The organism is Brevundimonas sp. LPMIX5, from assembly GCF_003576505.1.
Classification (GTDB): domain Bacteria; phylum Pseudomonadota; class Alphaproteobacteria; order Caulobacterales; family Caulobacteraceae; genus Brevundimonas; species Brevundimonas naejangsanensis.
The window spans coordinates 141,169-157,325 of the sequence record NZ_QWTZ01000004.1 but is presented as its reverse complement, the minus strand read 5'-3'; the positions used below and the strand labels follow the sequence as shown (position 1 = coordinate 157,325).

The window sequence follows — 16,157 nt, the reverse complement described above, 5'->3', positions numbered from 1 at the left end:
CGAAGAAAGCGCCCGCCCGTCTCTGTAGATATTTCGCAGAAAATCATCGGCCGATCCCTTGACGCCTTCGCCGCCTCTCCCTAATTAGCCACACCTGAAGTTACCAATCAGTTTCTGGAGAAGCCGTAATGGCCTTTGACGCCCTTTCCACCCGTGACGTTCCGGTCGCCGACGCCGTTCTGGCCCAACTGTTCACCGAAGCGCGTACGCGCAACGGCTGGAGCGACCGGCCGGTGTCCGAAGAGCTGATCCGCAAGCTGTACGACCTGACCAAGTTCGGCCCGACGGCGGTCAACATGACCCCGGCCCGTTTCGTCTTCGTCACCTCGCCGGAAGCCAAGGCGCGTCTGTCCGTGCACATGGCCGAGGGCAACCGGGCCAAGACCCTGGCCGCGCCGGTCAACCTGATCATCGCCCAGGACATCGACTTCCACGACACCCTGCCCAAGCTGTTTCCGCATGCCCAGGGCGTCCGCGACTGGTTCCTGGACGAGGCCGGCCGACGCGAGGCCGCCTTCCGCAACGCCTCGCTGCAGGGCGGCTATCTGACCATCGCCGCGCGGGCGCTGGGTCTGGATGTCGGTCCGATGTCAGGCTTCGACCCGGCAGGCGTGAAGGCCGAGTTCTTCCCCGAGGGCAATGTCGAGCCGAACTTCATCATGAACCTGGGCTATGGCACGGACGAGAACCTGTTCCCGCGCTCGCCCCGCCTCGACTTCGAGGAAGCCGCGCAGATCCTGTAACGCCCCTCCTCCCCATCGACTGGGGCGGAAACTATCAGTCGTCGTCGCCCGCCTCGCCGTCCTCGGGGATGGCGGGCATCTCGACGGCCGGGGCCAGGGTGACGATCTCCTTGATCTCGGCGCCGGGGAAGGCCTGCATGATCGACACGACGAAGGGGTCCGCCTCGACCGCCGCGCGGCGGGCGATGCGGGCCTTTTTCTCGACCTCGATCAGGGTCTCGCCGCCGCCCTGGCCGTTGGCGGCGATCAGCCAGGTGCGGCCGGTCCATTCCTTCAGCCGACCCGCCAGACGCCGCGCCAGATCGTGGGGCGAGCCCTCGGCCGGTTCATAGGTGATGGCGCCAGGGCGGAAGCTGACGACGCGGACGTAGCGCTCCACGTCCATCTGCAGGGTGATCTCGCGCTTCTCGCCGATCAGGGCGACCACGGCCTCGAAGCTCTGCGGATCCGGCAGGGCGGGCGCCACCATCGGCCGCGCCGCCAGCATGGCCGAGGCGCCGCCGCCTCCACCGCCAGAACCGCCGCCGCGAGGACCGCCAGCGCCGCCGCCAGGGACGCCGCCCGACTGGATCGCCTTCAGCGCCTCTTCCGGGCCGGGCAGGTCGGCGGCGTAGGCCAGCCGCACGATGGCCATCTCCACCGCATCGGCAGGATTGGGCGCGCGCCGCACCTCGTCCAGCGCCTTCAGCAGCATCTGCCACGTCCGCGACAGCGTCCCGGCCGAGATCGCCGCGCCCAGGGCCGCCAGCTTCTGCGCCTGATCGCCGGGCAGGCGGGTGGCGTTCGGCCCCAGCATCTTGGCGACCGAGGCCGCGTGGCAATGCTCCAGCAGGTCGTTGGCCACCTGCACCGGATCGGCGCCGTAGCCATACAGGGTGCGGAAGGTCGTCAGCGCCTCGGCCGTCTTGCCCGCCATCGTCTGTTCGAACAGGGCGATGGTCTGGGTGCGGTCGGCCAGACCCAGCATATCGCGCACCGTGGTCGTCTCGACCACCGTACCGCGTTCAGCCTGAACCAGCGCCTGATCGAGCAGGCTGAGGCCGTCGCGCACCGACCCTTCGGCCGCGCGGGAGATGAGGGCCAGGGCTTCCTGCTCGATCTTCATGCCCTCGCGCTCGGCGACGCGGCCCAGATGCCCGACCAGAACCTCAGGCTCGACCCGGCGCAGATCGAAACGCTGGCAGCGGCTGAGTATGGTCACCGGCACCTTGCGGATCTCGGTGGTGGCGAAGATGAATTTGGCGTGGGGCGGCGGCTCTTCCAGCGTCTTCAGCAGGGCGTTGAACGCCTGCGTCGACAGCATGTGGACCTCGTCCAGCACATAGACCTTGTAGCGGGCCTCGACCGGGGCGTAGCGGACGCTTTCGAGGATGTCGCGGATGTCATTGACGCCGGTGTGCGAGGCGGCGTCCATCTCCATCACGTCCATGTGCTGGCCCGCCATGATGGCGGCGTCGTGCCGCCCGTGAGCGGTCAGGGCCAGGGACGGCTTGTCGATCGTCTCGGTTTCGTTGTTGAGCGCGCGGGCCAGCAGGCGGGCGGTCGTCGTCTTGCCGACGCCCCGCACCCCGGTCAGCATGAAGGCGTGGGCGATCCGCCCGGTGGCGAAGGCGTTGGTCAGGGTGCGGACCATCGCCTCCTGACCGATCAGGTCTTCAAACGCGCGCGGGCGGTATTTGCGGGCCAGGACGGTGTAGGCCTCGCCCTGCGCGGGCGGCGCCTCGAACGCCTTGGAAGCGGGCGCAGGCGCGGGCTCCGCCTTCGGTTCAGGCGCGGGTTCAGGCGCGGCGACAGGCGGCGGGGCGCCGAACATGTCGTCGGTGTTGGGGTCGCGCTCCTCGACTTCGGGCGCGTCTTCCTCCCACGGAGGACCATCGAGACTGTGATCGGCGTCGCTCATGGTTCTGTCTTAGCGCGAAGGGGGGCTATCGCGCACCCCCTCGCGCCAGAGAGAGACTCAGAGATCGGTGGGCAGTTGGCCGCCGTTGTCGCGGATCTTCTGGATCACCTGCTTGTGCAGCCAGATGTTCATGCTGGCGCTATCTGACTTGTCCCCAGTGTAGCCCAGTTCGTCGGCCAGCTCCTTGCGCTCAGCCAGCGAGGACTCCATGCCGACCAGCTTCATCAGGTCGACGATGGAGGTGCGCCAGTTCAGCTTCTGCGCGCGCTGCTCGTTCATGAAATCCAGGATGCCGGCGACATCGACCTCGGGCGCGGGCTGGGGCGCGACGGCGGCTGCGGTGGGGGACGGCGCCGGAGTCGGGGCCGACGCTTCGGGGGCGGGGGCCGCGGGCGTCGCCTCCTTCTTCTTGAAGACGCCGCCGAGAATCTTGCCGAGAATGCTCATTCGCCTGCTCCTAAAAGGGATGAAGCCCTTTCAGCGAATGAGGCGCGCGCCGGTTCCGTGAAGCTTGGACGACGGGGTAGATGCAGACGATAGCGCGCTCAAACAGCAAGGCTCCGCGAGCCGAGCGATAGCGCACAAAAAACGCACAAACGCGCTCAAGCAGTCGATCACCGCGTGATCGACGATAGCGCGCTAAAAATCAGGAAAGGTGGAGACCGCGACCCGAAGGGGAATTCGTTGTGGCTGCTGCCTTCCGGCCCTGACCAGGTTGGCGAAGCCTTCGCCCGCGATCTCCGAGAGGGGATATGAAGGCGGACGGCGCGGGAATCAAGCCCTCCCCTGTACGCGCCGTCGGGGCTATGAAGCGGCATGCCCTATCGCAACGCCTTTTCCGGCAATCCGCTCGACCGCTCCGGCGACCTTCGCAACGACGCCGCCTGGCTGGCCGAGCAGGAAGCCAATCCCGAAGCCCTGGCCATGATCCTGTGGGAGGGGCGGCCGCTGATCGAAACCCATGAGGGCGCCGAGCGGCTGGTCTGGCTGTCGCTGGGCCATGCGCGCGATCTGGCGCGCGACCGCGACGTCTTTCTGGGCCTGTGGAAGGGGGCGCCGGTCTTCGCCGCAGAGTTCGAGGGCTCGATCGACCCGACCAGCGGTCCCGCCGGAGGCCTGGGCCGCTTTGTCGAAATGCGCGAGGCGGCGGTCGTCCTGCCCGAAGCCGACGCCGCCATCGCCGCCACAGCCAAGAGCCTGTTCGACTGGCGCCGTCGTCACGGCTTCTGCGCCGCCTGCGGCAAGGCGTCGGATCAGGCGTCCGGCGGCTGGAAGCGCGTCTGCCCGGCTTGCGGGACCGAGCATTTCCCGCGCGTCGACCCGGTCGTCATCATGCTGCCGGTCTATAAGGGCGGCGCCGAACCTGTTTGCCTGCTGGGCCGTCAGGCGGCCTGGCCCGCCGGTCGGATGTCGGCTCTGGCGGGCTTCATGGAGCCGGGGGAAGCGATCGAGGAGGCCTGCGCCCGCGAGGTGATGGAGGAGGCCGGGCTGACGGTCTGCGACGTGCGCTACCACTCCAGCCAGCCCTGGCCCTTCCCGGCCCAGCTGATGATCGGCCTGATCGCCGAGGTCACGACCGATGAAGCCGCCCCCGACCAGACCGAGCTTGAGGCCGTCGCCTGGCTGACCCGCAGCGAAGCGCGCGCCGTTCTGGACGAGACGCACCCGATCATCCACGCCCCGCCGCCCTACGCCATCGCGCGACGGCTGCTGGAAAGCTGGGCGGCGGAATAAAGCCCTTCTCCCCATGTGGGAAAAGAGCAGCAGGGTCACGCCAGCGCTCGGGCCGCCTCCAGGTCGGCTGGATTGTCCACCGACAGCGGCGCCTCGTCGATCACTGAGGCCCAGATCTGCAGGCCCATCTCCAGGGCGCGCAGCTGCTCGAGCTTCTCGCGCTTCTCCAGCGGCGACGGCGGGGCGGCGCAGAAGCGGGTCAGGGCCTGGCGGCGATAGCCGTAGATGCCGACGTGGCGCCAGACGGAACCCTCGCCGTAGAGTGTCGAACGGGTGAAGTAGAGGGCGCGGCCGCTGGTCCCGTTCTCCGGCAGGGCCAGCACCGCCTTGACCACATCGGGATTGGTGCGGTCCGACACATCCGCCTCGGCCGCGACCAGGGTGGCGATGTCGCAGGCTGATTCGCGCGCCAGCAGCTCGGCGCAGGCCTGAGCCAGCCCCGGCGAGGCGAAGGGCATGTCGCCCTGAATGTTGATGACCACCTCATGCACGCCGTCAGGATCGACCGCCTGGGCCGCCGCCAGAATGCGGTCCGAACCGCTGGGCAGGTCGGGATCGGTCAGCACCGCCTCCCCGCCCGCCGCCTGAACCGCCGCGACGATTTCAGGGTCGCCCGCCGCCACGGCGACGCGGAAACCGGACAGGCTGGCCTGCTCCCAGGCGCGCACGATCATGGGTTTGCCGCCGATGTCGGCCAGGGGCTTGCCGGGCAAACGGGTCGCAGCCATGCGAGCGGGTATCATTATCAGGGGTTTCATGGTCGCCAAGCGCCTTGAAAACGCCCGGAAACGTCCGGGCCGGTTGCGAAGGTCGCGCTAGCGTGTAAGAGACGCCCACGCAAGAATATGCCTGAGCGCCGCTCTGCGGTCGGGGGGCTCATCTAGAGACGGGATGCGACGACGCGGAATGAGCGGCGATCTGAAGTGGAACAAGATTATGGGCGCGTGCCTGGGCACCGCCTTTGCGATCCTGGTGGTCCAGCAGGTTTCGGGCATGGTCTACCACACCAAGCAGCCCGAAAAGATGGGCTATTTCGTCGACGCGCCGGATGAATCGGCTGCAGGCGCGGCTGAAGAAGTTCTGCCGATCGACTGGGGCACGGTCCTGCCGACCGCCGACCTGGCCGCCGGCGAGGCTGCCTTCGCGCGCTGCCAGGCCTGTCACACCGTGAACTCGGGCGGCGCCGACGGCATCGGCCCGAACCTGTTCGCCGTGGTCGGCGGCCCCGCCATGCACCGCGCGGGCTTCGCCTATTCGGACGCCATGTCCAAGCACAAGGCCGAAGCTCCGACCTGGAATTACGATGAGCTGGATCACTTCATCAACGCGCCGGGCCGCTATGTGCCGGGCACCAAGATGTCGTTCGCCGGCATCCGTGATGAGAACACCCGCATCAACCTGATCGCCTGGCTGCGCACGCAGGGCTCGGGCGGCTACGCCATCCCGGCGCCGGACCCCGCACGCCAACCGGGCGCCGCCGCCCCGGCCGAGGGCGAGGCCCCGGCTGCTGAAGGCGACGCCGCGACCGAAGCCGGTTCGGCTCCGGCTGACGCCCCGGCCGCCGACGCGCCTGCGACCCAGGCGACGAACCCGGCGCCGCAAGCCTGAGGCTGACGGACAGGACAGACGACGGAAAGGCGGCCTTCGGGGCCGCCTTTCTTCGTTTCGGGGATCAGGTTGAGGCTCAGACCCGGCGGAAGATCGCGGAGGCCAAGCCGTCAGCGGCCAAGCGCGCCTCGACCTCGGCCAAGGCCTCGATCACCACCCCGCCGCGCGCGCCCGTAGAGTGGATGATGCGTTCGGCGTCGATCATCAGGGCGGAATGACCGGTCCAGTCGCCCTCGGCCGAGGACAGCCAGATCACCAGATCGCCGCGCTGGGCGTCGTTTCGAGACACGGCGCGACCCAGCTCGGCCTGATCGGCCGCACGACGCGGACCGGGCAGGCCGCAGGCCAGAAGCGCCTGCTGCACCAGACCGGAACAGTCCGTTTCGATCGACGAACGGGCGCCCAAAGAGTGAGGTCGCCCCAGCAGACGCTCGGCCACGGCGACCAGATCGCGCTCGAAGGCGCCGACAGATTCGAGATCAGTCTCGGCCAGCCCGTGCGCGTCTTCGCCGATCAGGGCGTTGAGCGGCAGTTTTGCGCCAACCGAGGCCACGCGGCGGCTCGCCAGAGGCGCGCCAGGCGCCAAAGCGTCCAGCGAGATCCAACCGACCACGCCGTCGCGCCGCGCCCGGCCCCAGGCGCGATCCTCGCGACGCTCCAACACGTCAAAGGCCTCGCCAAACAGCAGCTGGTCGATGCGCTGGCCGTCGTCGGCGACGATATCGGCGAGCGGCAGGCGGCAATGAAAGGGGTCGGTCCGGCGATAGGCCTCAGCCCGCATCAGCCCTTCCAGCGCCTGTTCGGCCAGCACCACACGGTCCCCATCCCGCAGGATCAGGGGCGCGCCAGGCGGCAGAAGGGCCAGAACATCGGTCAAGCGGCGGTCTCTGGGCGGCTCGGAGAAATCGAACCGCCGACCCTAGGCGCCGATCCCAAAGGGGGCGTTAACAGCCTTGGCTATTTGACGAATTTGTCGCTGAGGTAGCGGAAGCAGGCGCGGATGGCCTGCGCTTCCCCGCCCTCGGGCCAGCCGGGACGGGCGCGCGGATTCCAGGCGAAGACGTCCATGTGCGCCCAGCTGCCGGTCGTGGGGGCGAACTTCTGCAGGAACAGGGCCGCCGTCACCGACCCGGCCTGGGCCCAGGCGGCGGAATCATTGCGCACATCGGCGATCTCGCTGTCCAGAGAGGCGCGATAGCTGGCCCACAGCGGCATCCGCCACAGGGGGTCGCCCACGGCGCGACCGGCGCTGAGCACGCCCTCGGCCAGGGCGTCGTCGTCGGTGTAGAGCGGCGGCAGTTCGGGCCCCAGGGCGATGCGCGCCGCCCCGGTCAGGGTGGCGAAGTCCAGCGTCAGGTCCGGCTCATGCTCGCCCGCCCGCGTCAGGACGTCGGCCAGAATCAGGCGCCCCTCGGCGTCGGTGTTGCCGATCTCGATAGTCAGGCCCTTGCGGCTGTTCAGGATGTCGCCCGGCCGGAAGGCGTCGGCCGACACCGCGTTCTCGACCGCCGCGACCAGCACCACCAGCCGCACGGGCAGACCGGCCTGCATGATCAGGCGCCCCAGAGCCAGGGCGTGGGCGGCGCCGCCCATGTCCTTCTTCATATTGCGCATCCCGGCGGCGGGCTTCAGGTCCAGACCGCCGGTGTCGAACACCACCCCCTTGCCGACCAGGGCCACCAGCGGCAAGTCCGCCCGGTCCAGATTCCAGCCGATCTCCAGCACACGCGGGGCGCGATGCGGGGCGGCGGCGCGGCCGACGGCGTGAACGGCCGGATAGTTGTCTTCCAGCAGGACGTCGCCGGTGGTGACGGTCAGGCTCGCCCCCGCGCCCTCGGCGATCTCGCGCGCGATGGTTTCGAGCTGCAGCGGCCCCATGTCGGCGGCGGGGGTGTCGACCATCTCGCGGGTCAGGGCGCAGGCGGCGGCGATGTTCAGCGTCGCCGTCAGGTCGAGGCCGTCCGGCGCGACCAGACGGGCGCGGCCGCGCTCGGGGCCTCCCCTGATCTTGGCCTTGTAGCGGTCGAACAGATAGCCGCCGAGCGCAAAGGCCAGGGCCGCCGAATGCGCCACCTCGCCCTCGACGCCCTCCAGCCGCCAGTCGCCCGCAGGCAGGCGCGTCGGCAGGCCGCGCGCCGTCATGGGGTCGAAGGCCTCGCCCGCGCCGAACAGGGCCAGCTCCGGCGCGCCGTCGGCGTCGGGGACGATCAGCAGTTGGCCCGCCTTGCCGGTGAAGCCGTTGACCTCGGCCCAGACGGCGATGCGTCCGTCCAGCGCCGCGCCCGCTGCGACGATGCGAACCGGGCGCGCGGTCTCGGCGGCGGCGATCAGCAGTTCGGACTGAGGGGACATAGGGCGACCTTTCCGACGCTTAACGTCGATTAACCAAACCTTGACCCGTCGGCGCGACCCTAGGGGCTGAACCGCCACGGACCCCTTCCATGTCGCGCAACGCCGCCCTCGCCGCAACTGTCAGCCTGACGCTTCTGGCCCTCGCCGCCCCGGCCCTGAGCCAGACTGCGCCCGCCGTGCGCGCCCCTGCCGACGCCGTGACGCGCGCGGGCTATGACCGGGCCGACGCCCTCAGCCGTTCGGTCTTCTGGACCAATGAGCAGCAGCTCAACCCGATGGACCCCGTCGCCGGGGTCAAGCTGTCGCAGGCCCTGCGCGAACTGGGCCAGTTCGACCGCGCCGCCGAGACGGCCCAGGGAGTGCTGGTCGTCCAGCCCGCCAATGTCGAAGCCATGCTGGAGGTCGGGCGCGCCCACATCGCGCGCGGTCAGGCCTTCTACGGCATCGCCGCGCTGGAGCAGGCGAAGGCGGCGGCGCCGCGCGACTGGCGGCCCCTGTCGCTTCTGGGCGTAGCCTATCAGCAGGTACGCCGCCCCGACGACGCCCGCGCCGCGTGGAACGAGGCCCTGCGCCTGTCGCCCGACAACGCCGACGTCCTGACCAACGCCGCCATCGCCCGCATCGGCGAGGGGGATGCGCCCTCAGCCGAAATCCTGCTACGCCGCGCCGCGAGCCAGCCGAGCGCCGGACTGCAGGTGCGCCAGAACCTGGCCCTGGCGCTGGGCCTGCAGGGCAAGACCGCCGAGGCCGAAGCCATCCTGCGCCGCGACCTGCCGCCCGAGGCCGCCGACCAGAACCTGCGCTGGCTGGCCGCGCGGATGCAGCCAGGACAGACGCCCTCCCCCGCCCTCACTGAGGCGTCGCCGACGGCGCGCACATGGTCCTCTCTGCAGGGCGGATAAGGCGCGACTTTCTCCCTCCCCTTCATGGGGAGGGTGGCTGAGCCCGTAAGGGCGAAGTCGGGTGGGGGCGGCGAAGCTATTTACGCGCCGCGTCCATGACCCAGCCCTCCCCACCCGGTCGCTGCGCGACCCCCCTCCCCATGAAGGGGAGGGAGAGGCCTTGCGTCTCTTCACCTTCCGCCCGTGAACGCCTATCTTCATACCGTGATCGACGACCTCTACAGCGCGCGCATCCTGTCGCTGGCGGCCAACCTGCCGCACAGCGGGCGCCTGCCTGCACCCGAAGGCTCGGCCGAGCGGGTCGCCAAGCTGTGCGGGTCGAAGGCGATCATTGACGTGGTGCTGGACGCCGACGGCCGCGTCAGCGACTTCGCCCAGACGGTCAAGGCCTGCGCCCTGGGCCAGGCGGCGGCGGGCGTGGTCGGGGAAGCCATCCTCGGCGCCTCGGTGCAGGAGATAGAGGCCGCGCGCGACGCCATGTCCGCCATGCTGAAGTCGGGCGGCGACGGCCCCGAGAGCCGCTTCGAAGCCTTACGCGTCCTGAAGCAGGTCGCCGACTATCCCGCCCGCCACGCCTCGACCATGGTGGCGCTGGAGGCGACGCTGGACGCCGTGAAACAGGCGTTGGCGAAACACCACACCGATACGCGAACTCGTCTCGCCGGCGCGGCCTGAACGGCGCGTCGGTTGATCCCCCTGCTGTGAAGAGGGATAAGCGCGACGAACCCGAAACAGAGCCCCCGGCGAAGGGACCGATGTCTCTCTACGAACGCAGCGTCCGCGCGGCCCATCGGGGCTATAAGCTGACGCTGTCCCCCCTGATCGGCCAGCAGTGCCGGTTCATGCCGACCTGTTCGGATTACGGACGCGACGCCCTGATCCGGCACGGTCCGGTGCGGGGGGGATGGCTCACCGTGCGGCGCCTCTGTAAATGCCATCCCTTCGGCGGTTCGGGCTATGATCCCGTTCCGCCCGCCAAGACCGAAAAAGAACGACCGTCATGATCGAACTGAAATTCCCCGACGGCGCCGTGCGTCAGTATCCGGCCGGCTCGACGGGCCGCGACGTGGCCGCCGCCATCTCGCCCTCGCTGGCCAAGAAGGCGGCCCTGGTCGTCTGGAACGGCGAGCAGCGCGACCTGGACCGCGTCATCGACGGGAACGGCGACTTCCGCCTGCTGATGCGCGACGATCCCGAGGCGCTGGAGACCATCCGTCACGACGCCGCCCACGTGCTGGCCCAGGCGGTGCAGGAACTCTTCCCCGGCACTCAGGTGACGATCGGCCCGGCCATCGAGGACGGCTTCTACTACGACTTCGCCCGCGACGAGCCTTTCTCGACCGACGACTTCCCGAAGATCGAGAAGAAGATGGCCGAGATCATCGACCGGGGCGCCCCGCTGGAGCGTCAGGTCTGGAACCGCGACGAGGCCATCGCCCACTTCGAGACGCTCGGCGAAACCTATAAGGCCGAACTGATCCGCGACCTGCCCGAGACGGAAACGATCACCGTCTACAAGCAGGGCGAATGGGCCGACCTGTGCCGCGGGCCGCACTTCCCGACGACCAAGTTCGTGGGCAAGGCCTTCAAGCTGACCAAGCTGGCAGGCGCCTATTGGCGCGGCGATTCCAGCCGCGCCCAGCTGCAGCGCATCTACGGCACGGCCTGGGCGACCAAGGAGGATCTGGACGCCTATCTGCTGCGCATCGAAGAGGCCGAGAAGCGCGACCACCGCAAGCTGGGCCGCGCCATGGAGCTCTTCCACATGCAGGAAGAGGGCCGGGGCATGGTCTTCTGGCACCCCAAGGGCTGGGTGCTGTGGCGCGTGCTGGAAGCCTATATGCGCCGCCGTCTGGACGCCGCCGGATACGTCGAGGTCAAGACGCCGCAGGTTCTGGACCGAAAATTCTGGGAAGCCTCGGGCCACTGGGACAAGTACCGCGCCAATATGTTCGTCTGCGAGACGGTCGAGGGCGAGACGCTCAGCCTCAAGCCGATGAACTGCCCCGGTCACGTGCAGATCTTCGATCAGGGCCAGCGATCCTATCGCGAACTGCCGCTGCGCATGGCCGAGTTCGGCGCCTGCCACCGCTATGAGCCGTCCGGCTCGCTGCACGGCCTGATGCGGGTGCGCGGCTTCACCCAGGACGACGCCCACATCTTCTGCCGCGAGGACCAGATCGTCGAGGAGACGGCCGAGTTCATCAAGCTGGCCTATTCGGTCCACGCCGACCTGGGCATGGAGACCAAATACATCAGCCTTGGCACCCGCCCCGAGCTGCGCGCCGGCACCGAGGAATTCTGGGACAAGGCCGAGGCCCAGATGCTGGAAGCCGCCCGCGCCGCCGGAACCGAGCCGGTCGTCACCGAGGGCGACGGCGCCTTCTACGCGCCCAAGCTGGACTTCATCGTCAAGGACGCCATCGGCCGCGAATGGACCTGCGGCACGATCCAGCTGGACTATGTGCTACCCGAGCGTCTGGATGCGACCTACATCGCCGAGGACGGTCAGAAGCACCGCCCGGTCATGCTGCACCGCGCGATCCTGGGCTCGTTCGAGCGCTTCATCGGCATCATGATCGAGAACTACGCCGGGGCCTTCCCGCTGTGGCTGGCGCCGACCCAGGCCGTGGTGGCGACCATCACCTCCGACGCCGACGGCTATGCCGCAGAGGTTCTGGCCAAGTTCCGGGCGGCGGGTCTGCGCACCGAGATCGACCTGCGCAACGAGAAGATCAACTACAAGATCCGCGAACACTCGGTCGCCAAGGTGCCCGCCATCGCCGTGGTCGGCCGCAAGGAGGCCGAGGAAGGCAAGGTCGCCATCCGCCGCTTCGGCTCGCAGGCCCAGACCATCGTCACGGTCGAGGAAGCCATCGCCATGCTGACGGACGAGGCCCTGGCGCCCGACCTGAAGCGCCTCCGCGACGGCGTGGCGTAAGACTGAACGCGCTTCTCCTCCCCACTTTGTGGGGAGGAGGCGCGGCGCCGCAAGGCGACGTGACGGAGGGGCTGCTGCCGGTCGTGCTCGCCCCTCCACCACTTCGTGGTCCCCCTCCCCATGAAATGGGGAGGAAAAGGCGCCATAAGCCTGTCATGCCCACCACCCTCTACATCGACGCCGACGCCTGCCCCGTGAAGGAGGAGGTCTATCGCGTGGCGCGCCGCTGCGGCCTGAAGGTCTTCGTGGTGTCCAACGCCTGGATCAACACCCCGCGCGAGCCGCTGATCGAACAGGTGGTCGTCGACGCCGGGCCGGACGCAGCCGACGACTGGATCGCCGACCGCGCCCAACGCGGCGACATCGTCATCACCGCCGACATTCCGCTGGCCGATCGGGTGCTGAAATCGGGCGCGCAGGCGCTGAAGTCCAACGGCCAGCCGTTCACGGCGGACTCCATCGGATCAGCCCTGGCCGGGCGGATGATCGGCGAGCACCTGCGCTCCATGGGCGTGCCGACCAGCGGACCGCCGCCCTTTTCCGCCGCCGACCGCTCGCGCTTTCTGCAGGCGCTGGACGCGGCCGTGGTGCGGGCGCGCAGAGAGGCGTCATGAGCCGCATTCCCGAAGATGAGCTAGAGTTCCGCTTCTTCCGCGCCGGGGGGCCGGGCGGCCAGAACGTCAACAAGGTCTCGACCGCCGTGCAGATGCGGTTCGACGTCAAGAACTCGCCCAGCCTGACCGAGCCGGTGAAGGCGCGGCTGATGAAGCTGGCGGGCAGCCGCCTGACGCTGGACGGGATGATCGTCATCAGCGCCGTGCGCTTCCGTACCCAGGAACGCAACCGCGCCGACGCCATCGAACGACTGGAGGCCATGGTGGCCGAAGCCTCGATCAAGCCGGTCTATCGCGTGCCGACCCGCCCGACGCGGGCGTCCAAGGAGCGTCGGTTGCAGGCCAAATCCAGCCGATCGTCGATCAAGAGCGGACGCGGCAAGCCGTCGCTGGATTGAAGGCGCCGCCCGTCAGTCCTGCGCCGGACGGAACAGCAGGGCGGCGATCAGATCGTCCTCGTTGAAGCCGATAATCCAATCCGTGGCCTGTTTGTCGAACACGACGCGGAAGACGTCGGCACCGTTCTGTTGATCCAGGTGCGAAATCGACTTCAGCGGGCCGAACTGCTGGATCAGGGGCGCCACCGCGCCGGACTGGGCGCGGATCTGCTCGGCCAGATCGGGGGTGAACACCGTATAGTCGATCTGACCGGCCTGCATGGCGGCGATGACGGCGCGCAGGGCCTCTTCTGAACGGGCGATATCAGGCGCGGTCGCCGTGGTCGCAGGCGCGGGCGGCGCGGCTTGCGGGCGAGCCGAAGCAGCATCGCCCTCGAAGGCTTCAGGCAGGGTGGCCGCCGCCGCGCCCGAGCCTGTCGTGGGGCCTGTCGTGGGGCCGGTTGCGGGCCGGGCGGGCGCCTGTTGCGCCAGGGCGGGGGCGGCCAGCAGGGTCGCGCCCATCAGGGCGGCGGTCAGAGAAAAGGTCTTCATGCGCAGGCTCCGAAGAAACGTCAGGCGACGATCATCGGCCAAAGCGTCAGCACCAAGGCGGCGACCGACGCACAGACAGCGACGGTGACGGCGGCGACCACCCAGGGCCGCGTTCCGGCCTTCTCGATCACCAACGTCTGAGACGGCGGCGGGTTCTGCACCAGACGCGACAGGGCTTTCAGCGTGGCGACGGCTTCCTCCATCGCCTCCTTGGCCTGGTTCGCGGGCCCCAGTTCGCGGCGAATCCAGCGCTCGACCACCGGCTTGGCCGCGTCCCACAGGTCGTGATCAGGGTTGAGGCGGCGCGCCACCCCCTCGACCGAGACCATGGTCTTCTGCAACAGCACCAGCTCGGGCCGCATATGCATGTCGAACAGGGCGGTGATCTCGAACAGCTGGCCCAGCAGACGCCCCATCGACACCTGGCTGGCCTGACGGCCGATCACCGGCTCGCCCACCGCGCGCAGGGCCTGCGCAAAGGTATCGACCGAATGGTGCGGCGGCACATAGCCGGCCTCGAAGTGAACGCGGCTGATACGGTCGTAGTCGCGGCTGATGAAGCCCCACAGGATCTCGGCCAGATAGCGGCGCTCGGCCGGGCCCAGCCGCCCGACGATGCCGAAGTCGATGGCCGTCAGTTGCGCGGGCGCGTCGGCAAACAGATTGCCCTCGTGCAGGTCGGCGTGGAATACGCCGTGGTCCAGCGCCTGCACCAGAAAGGCGCGCACCACCTTGTCGGCCAGCGCATCCTTGTCGAGGTCCGGCAGTTCGACCAGCGCCGGGTCCGTCATCGGCAGGCCCTGCGCCCATTCCAGGGTCAGCACCCGCTTGCCCACCCCGTCCCAGACCACGGCGGGCGCGGACATATAGCCGTCCTTGGCCATGACCTCGGCCAGTTCGGAGGCCGCCGCCGCCTCCAGCCTCATGTCCAGTTCCAACTGCAAGGACTGGGCGATGATCTCGACAAAGGCGCGCGGCTCCAGCCGACGCGCGGGCTCGACGAAGCGGTCGACCAGCTTGGCGCCCAGACGCATGGCGTCCAGCCCCTGGGCCACGCGGCGTTCGACGCCGGGACGCAGCACCTTGACCGCCACCTTGCGCCCATCGGCCAGCCAGGCCGGGTGCGCCTGAGCCAGCGACGCGGCGCCCATCGGTTCGCTCAGATCAATGAACAGGCTCTCGGCGGGACGGCCCAGCGACCGCTCGATCTCGCGCCTGGCCTCTTCCAGCGGGAAGGGCGGCAGCTTGTCCTTCAGACGCCCCAGATCCTGGGCGAGCTGCAGGCCGAAGATGTCGGCGCGGGTGGCCAGCACCTGCCCCAGCTTGATGGCGACGGGACCGAGGTGCTCGAAGGCTTCGCCGACGCGCTGGCCGGGCCGCCCGGCGCGATGTCTGCGGCTGGCGAACATCTGGATCAGGCGGGCGAACGGACGCCCCCAGGCGGGCAGCAGGGGGTTGGCCTCGCGCGGGATCAGGGCGTCGTGGCGCGCCAGCACCCAGCCCCAGCGGACCATGCGGAAGGCCGCGCCCACCGGATGGCGGACCGGCTGGGCCTGAGGCGTCGGCGGCGGGGCGTTGAAGGTCAGCCGGCTCAGATCGCCCACCCGTGGTGGATGGCGGCGATCCCGCCCGACAGATTGGTGACGCTGACGCGGCTGAAGCCCGCCTCCTCGATCATCCGCTTGAAGGTCTGCTGATCGGGGAAGCGACGGATGCTCTCGACCAGATACTGATAGGAATCACGATCCTTGGCGACCAACTGGCCGATGCGTGGAATGGCGTGGAAGGACCAGGCGTCATAGGCCTTCCTCAACGCGCCGGTCGTGGGCCGCGAGAACTCCAGACAAATGAAGCGGCCGCCCGGCTTCAGGGCGCGACGCGCTTCGCGCAGGGCCTGCGGAATGTCGGCCACGTTGCGGATGCCGAAGCTGATCGAATAGGCGTCTATCGAGGCGTCGGGCAGCGGCAGGTGCATGGCGTCGCCGACGCCCCAGGCCATCTCGGGCTCGCCGCCCTTGGCCACGCCGTTCAGGATCATCTCGGCATTGTAGTCCATGACGATGACGGTGGCGTCCTCGCCGCCGCGCCGTTCCTGCGCCGCGCGGGCCATCTTCGAATAGCGGCGAGCCATGTCGCCGGTGCCCCCAGCCATGTCCAGCACCACCTCGCCCGGCCGGACGTTCAGCTTGGCCGCCGTGGCGTCCTTCCAGATGCGGTGGACGCCCGCGCTCATCAGGTCGTTCATCAGGTCGTAGTTGGAGGCGACGGAGTTGAACACGCCGCGCACCATCTGCACCTTTTCCTTGGCGTCCACGTCGCGGAAGCCGAAGGAGGAGGTCTTGCCGGAAGCGTCGGAGGAGGGATCGGCCTGGGTCATGGATGCGGGTGTAACGCCTCCCGCCCTCGCCGTCATCTGGGGAAGCGTCGCATCTGA

17 protein-coding genes and 1 other RNA gene are annotated in these 16,157 nt (G+C 69.0%); 9 read left to right on the top strand and 9 right to left on the bottom strand.

The window, feature by feature from the left end; all coding sequences use genetic code 11:
• Positions 1–128 precede the first annotated feature (128 nt).
• A complete protein-coding gene (locus tag D1604_RS05825) occupies positions 129–743 on the top strand; it encodes a malonic semialdehyde reductase (RefSeq protein ID WP_119412596.1) in 615 nt (204 codons plus the stop codon).
• 34 nt (positions 744–777) lie between these two features.
• Here the strand turns inward: D1604_RS05825 and D1604_RS05820 are convergent, their stop codons facing one another.
• The 3 genes from D1604_RS05820 to ffs form a co-directional block, all read right to left on the bottom strand.
• The gene (locus D1604_RS05820; RefSeq protein ID WP_119412595.1) at positions 778–2,643 is read right to left on the bottom strand and encodes a DNA polymerase III subunit gamma/tau; all 1,866 of its coding nucleotides are present in this window, start codon (positions 2,641–2,643) and stop codon (positions 778–780) included.
• Positions 2,644–2,700: 57 nt separating this feature from the next.
• Positions 2,701–3,090, bottom strand: coding sequence for a DUF3597 domain-containing protein (locus tag D1604_RS05815; RefSeq protein ID WP_024355097.1), 390 nt, complete (start codon positions 3,088–3,090; stop codon positions 2,701–2,703).
• 204 nt (positions 3,091–3,294) lie between these two features.
• Positions 3,295–3,388, bottom strand: an RNA gene (ffs, locus tag D1604_RS05810) — signal recognition particle sRNA small type.
• Positions 3,389–3,459: 71 nt separating this feature from the next.
• Between ffs and nudC the strand changes: the two genes are divergently transcribed.
• Positions 3,460–4,377 (top strand): NAD(+) diphosphatase, encoded by a 918-nt coding sequence (nudC, locus tag D1604_RS05805; protein WP_119412594.1) that lies wholly within the window; start codon positions 3,460–3,462, stop codon positions 4,375–4,377.
• Positions 4,378–4,412: 35 nt separating this feature from the next.
• On the opposite strand, the gene D1604_RS05800 is transcribed toward nudC, so the two are convergent.
• Positions 4,413–5,135, bottom strand: a complete 723-nt coding sequence (locus D1604_RS05800) for a 3-deoxy-manno-octulosonate cytidylyltransferase (protein ID WP_119412761.1) — start codon at positions 5,133–5,135, stop codon at positions 4,413–4,415.
• 133 nt (positions 5,136–5,268) lie between these two features.
• Between D1604_RS05800 and D1604_RS05795 the strand changes: the two genes are divergently transcribed.
• The gene (locus D1604_RS05795; protein WP_233551915.1) at positions 5,269–5,985 is read left to right on the top strand and encodes a c-type cytochrome; all 717 of its coding nucleotides are present in this window, start codon (positions 5,269–5,271) and stop codon (positions 5,983–5,985) included.
• Positions 5,986–6,061: 76 nt separating this feature from the next.
• Here the strand turns inward: D1604_RS05795 and D1604_RS05790 are convergent, their stop codons facing one another.
• Together D1604_RS05790 and D1604_RS05785 are read right to left on the bottom strand one after the other, a co-directional pair.
• On the bottom strand, positions 6,062–6,862 hold the full coding sequence (locus tag D1604_RS05790) for a C40 family peptidase (RefSeq protein ID WP_119412592.1): 801 nt from the start codon (positions 6,860–6,862) through the stop codon (positions 6,062–6,064).
• An 80-nt stretch (positions 6,863–6,942) separates the two neighbouring features.
• Positions 6,943–8,337, bottom strand: a complete 1,395-nt coding sequence (locus D1604_RS05785; protein ID WP_119412591.1) for a leucyl aminopeptidase family protein — start codon at positions 8,335–8,337, stop codon at positions 6,943–6,945.
• Between the two features lie 89 nt (positions 8,338–8,426).
• Here D1604_RS05785 and D1604_RS05780 point away from each other — a divergent pair, with 89 nt between their 5' ends.
• From D1604_RS05780 to arfB, 6 genes are all read left to right on the top strand, one after another.
• Complete coding sequence (locus D1604_RS05780; RefSeq protein ID WP_119412590.1) at positions 8,427–9,239, top strand: tetratricopeptide repeat protein; 813 nt, start codon at positions 8,427–8,429, stop codon at positions 9,237–9,239.
• A 204-nt stretch (positions 9,240–9,443) separates the two neighbouring features.
• Positions 9,444–9,914, top strand: a complete 471-nt coding sequence (locus tag D1604_RS05775; RefSeq protein WP_119412760.1) for an iron-sulfur cluster assembly scaffold protein — start codon at positions 9,444–9,446, stop codon at positions 9,912–9,914.
• Between the two features lie 80 nt (positions 9,915–9,994).
• Entirely contained in the window at positions 9,995–10,243 is a 249-nt protein-coding gene (gene yidD, locus D1604_RS05770) for a membrane protein insertion efficiency factor YidD (protein WP_024355105.1), read from the top strand.
• Positions 10,240–12,180, top strand: a complete 1,941-nt coding sequence (gene thrS, locus D1604_RS05765; protein ID WP_119412589.1) for a threonine--tRNA ligase — start codon at positions 10,240–10,242, stop codon at positions 12,178–12,180. Before yidD ends, thrS begins: the two co-directional genes overlap by 4 nt.
• 155 nt (positions 12,181–12,335) lie before the next feature.
• A complete protein-coding gene (locus D1604_RS05760; protein ID WP_119412588.1) occupies positions 12,336–12,794 on the top strand; it encodes a YaiI/YqxD family protein in 459 nt (152 codons plus the stop codon).
• Positions 12,791–13,192, top strand: coding sequence for an alternative ribosome rescue aminoacyl-tRNA hydrolase ArfB (gene arfB / locus D1604_RS05755; RefSeq protein ID WP_119412587.1), 402 nt, complete (start codon positions 12,791–12,793; stop codon positions 13,190–13,192). The genes D1604_RS05760 and arfB overlap by 4 nt, the downstream gene beginning before the upstream one ends.
• A 12-nt stretch (positions 13,193–13,204) precedes the next feature.
• Here the strand turns inward: arfB and D1604_RS05750 are convergent, their stop codons facing one another.
• The 3 genes from D1604_RS05750 to D1604_RS05740 are packed head-to-tail and all read right to left on the bottom strand — an operon-like array spanning position 13,205 to position 16,100.
• Entirely contained in the window at positions 13,205–13,723 is a 519-nt protein-coding gene (locus tag D1604_RS05750) for a hypothetical protein (protein WP_119412586.1), read from the bottom strand.
• Positions 13,724–13,743: 20 nt separating this feature from the next.
• Positions 13,744–15,327: a 2-polyprenylphenol 6-hydroxylase gene (gene ubiB, locus D1604_RS05745; RefSeq protein ID WP_119412585.1), complete on the bottom strand. Its 1,584-nt coding sequence runs from the start codon at positions 15,325–15,327 to the stop codon at positions 13,744–13,746.
• Positions 15,315–16,100, bottom strand: coding sequence for a class I SAM-dependent methyltransferase (locus D1604_RS05740; protein WP_024355111.1), 786 nt, complete (start codon positions 16,098–16,100; stop codon positions 15,315–15,317). The genes ubiB and D1604_RS05740 overlap by 13 nt, the downstream gene beginning before the upstream one ends.
• Positions 16,101–16,157: the final 57 nt, after the last annotated feature.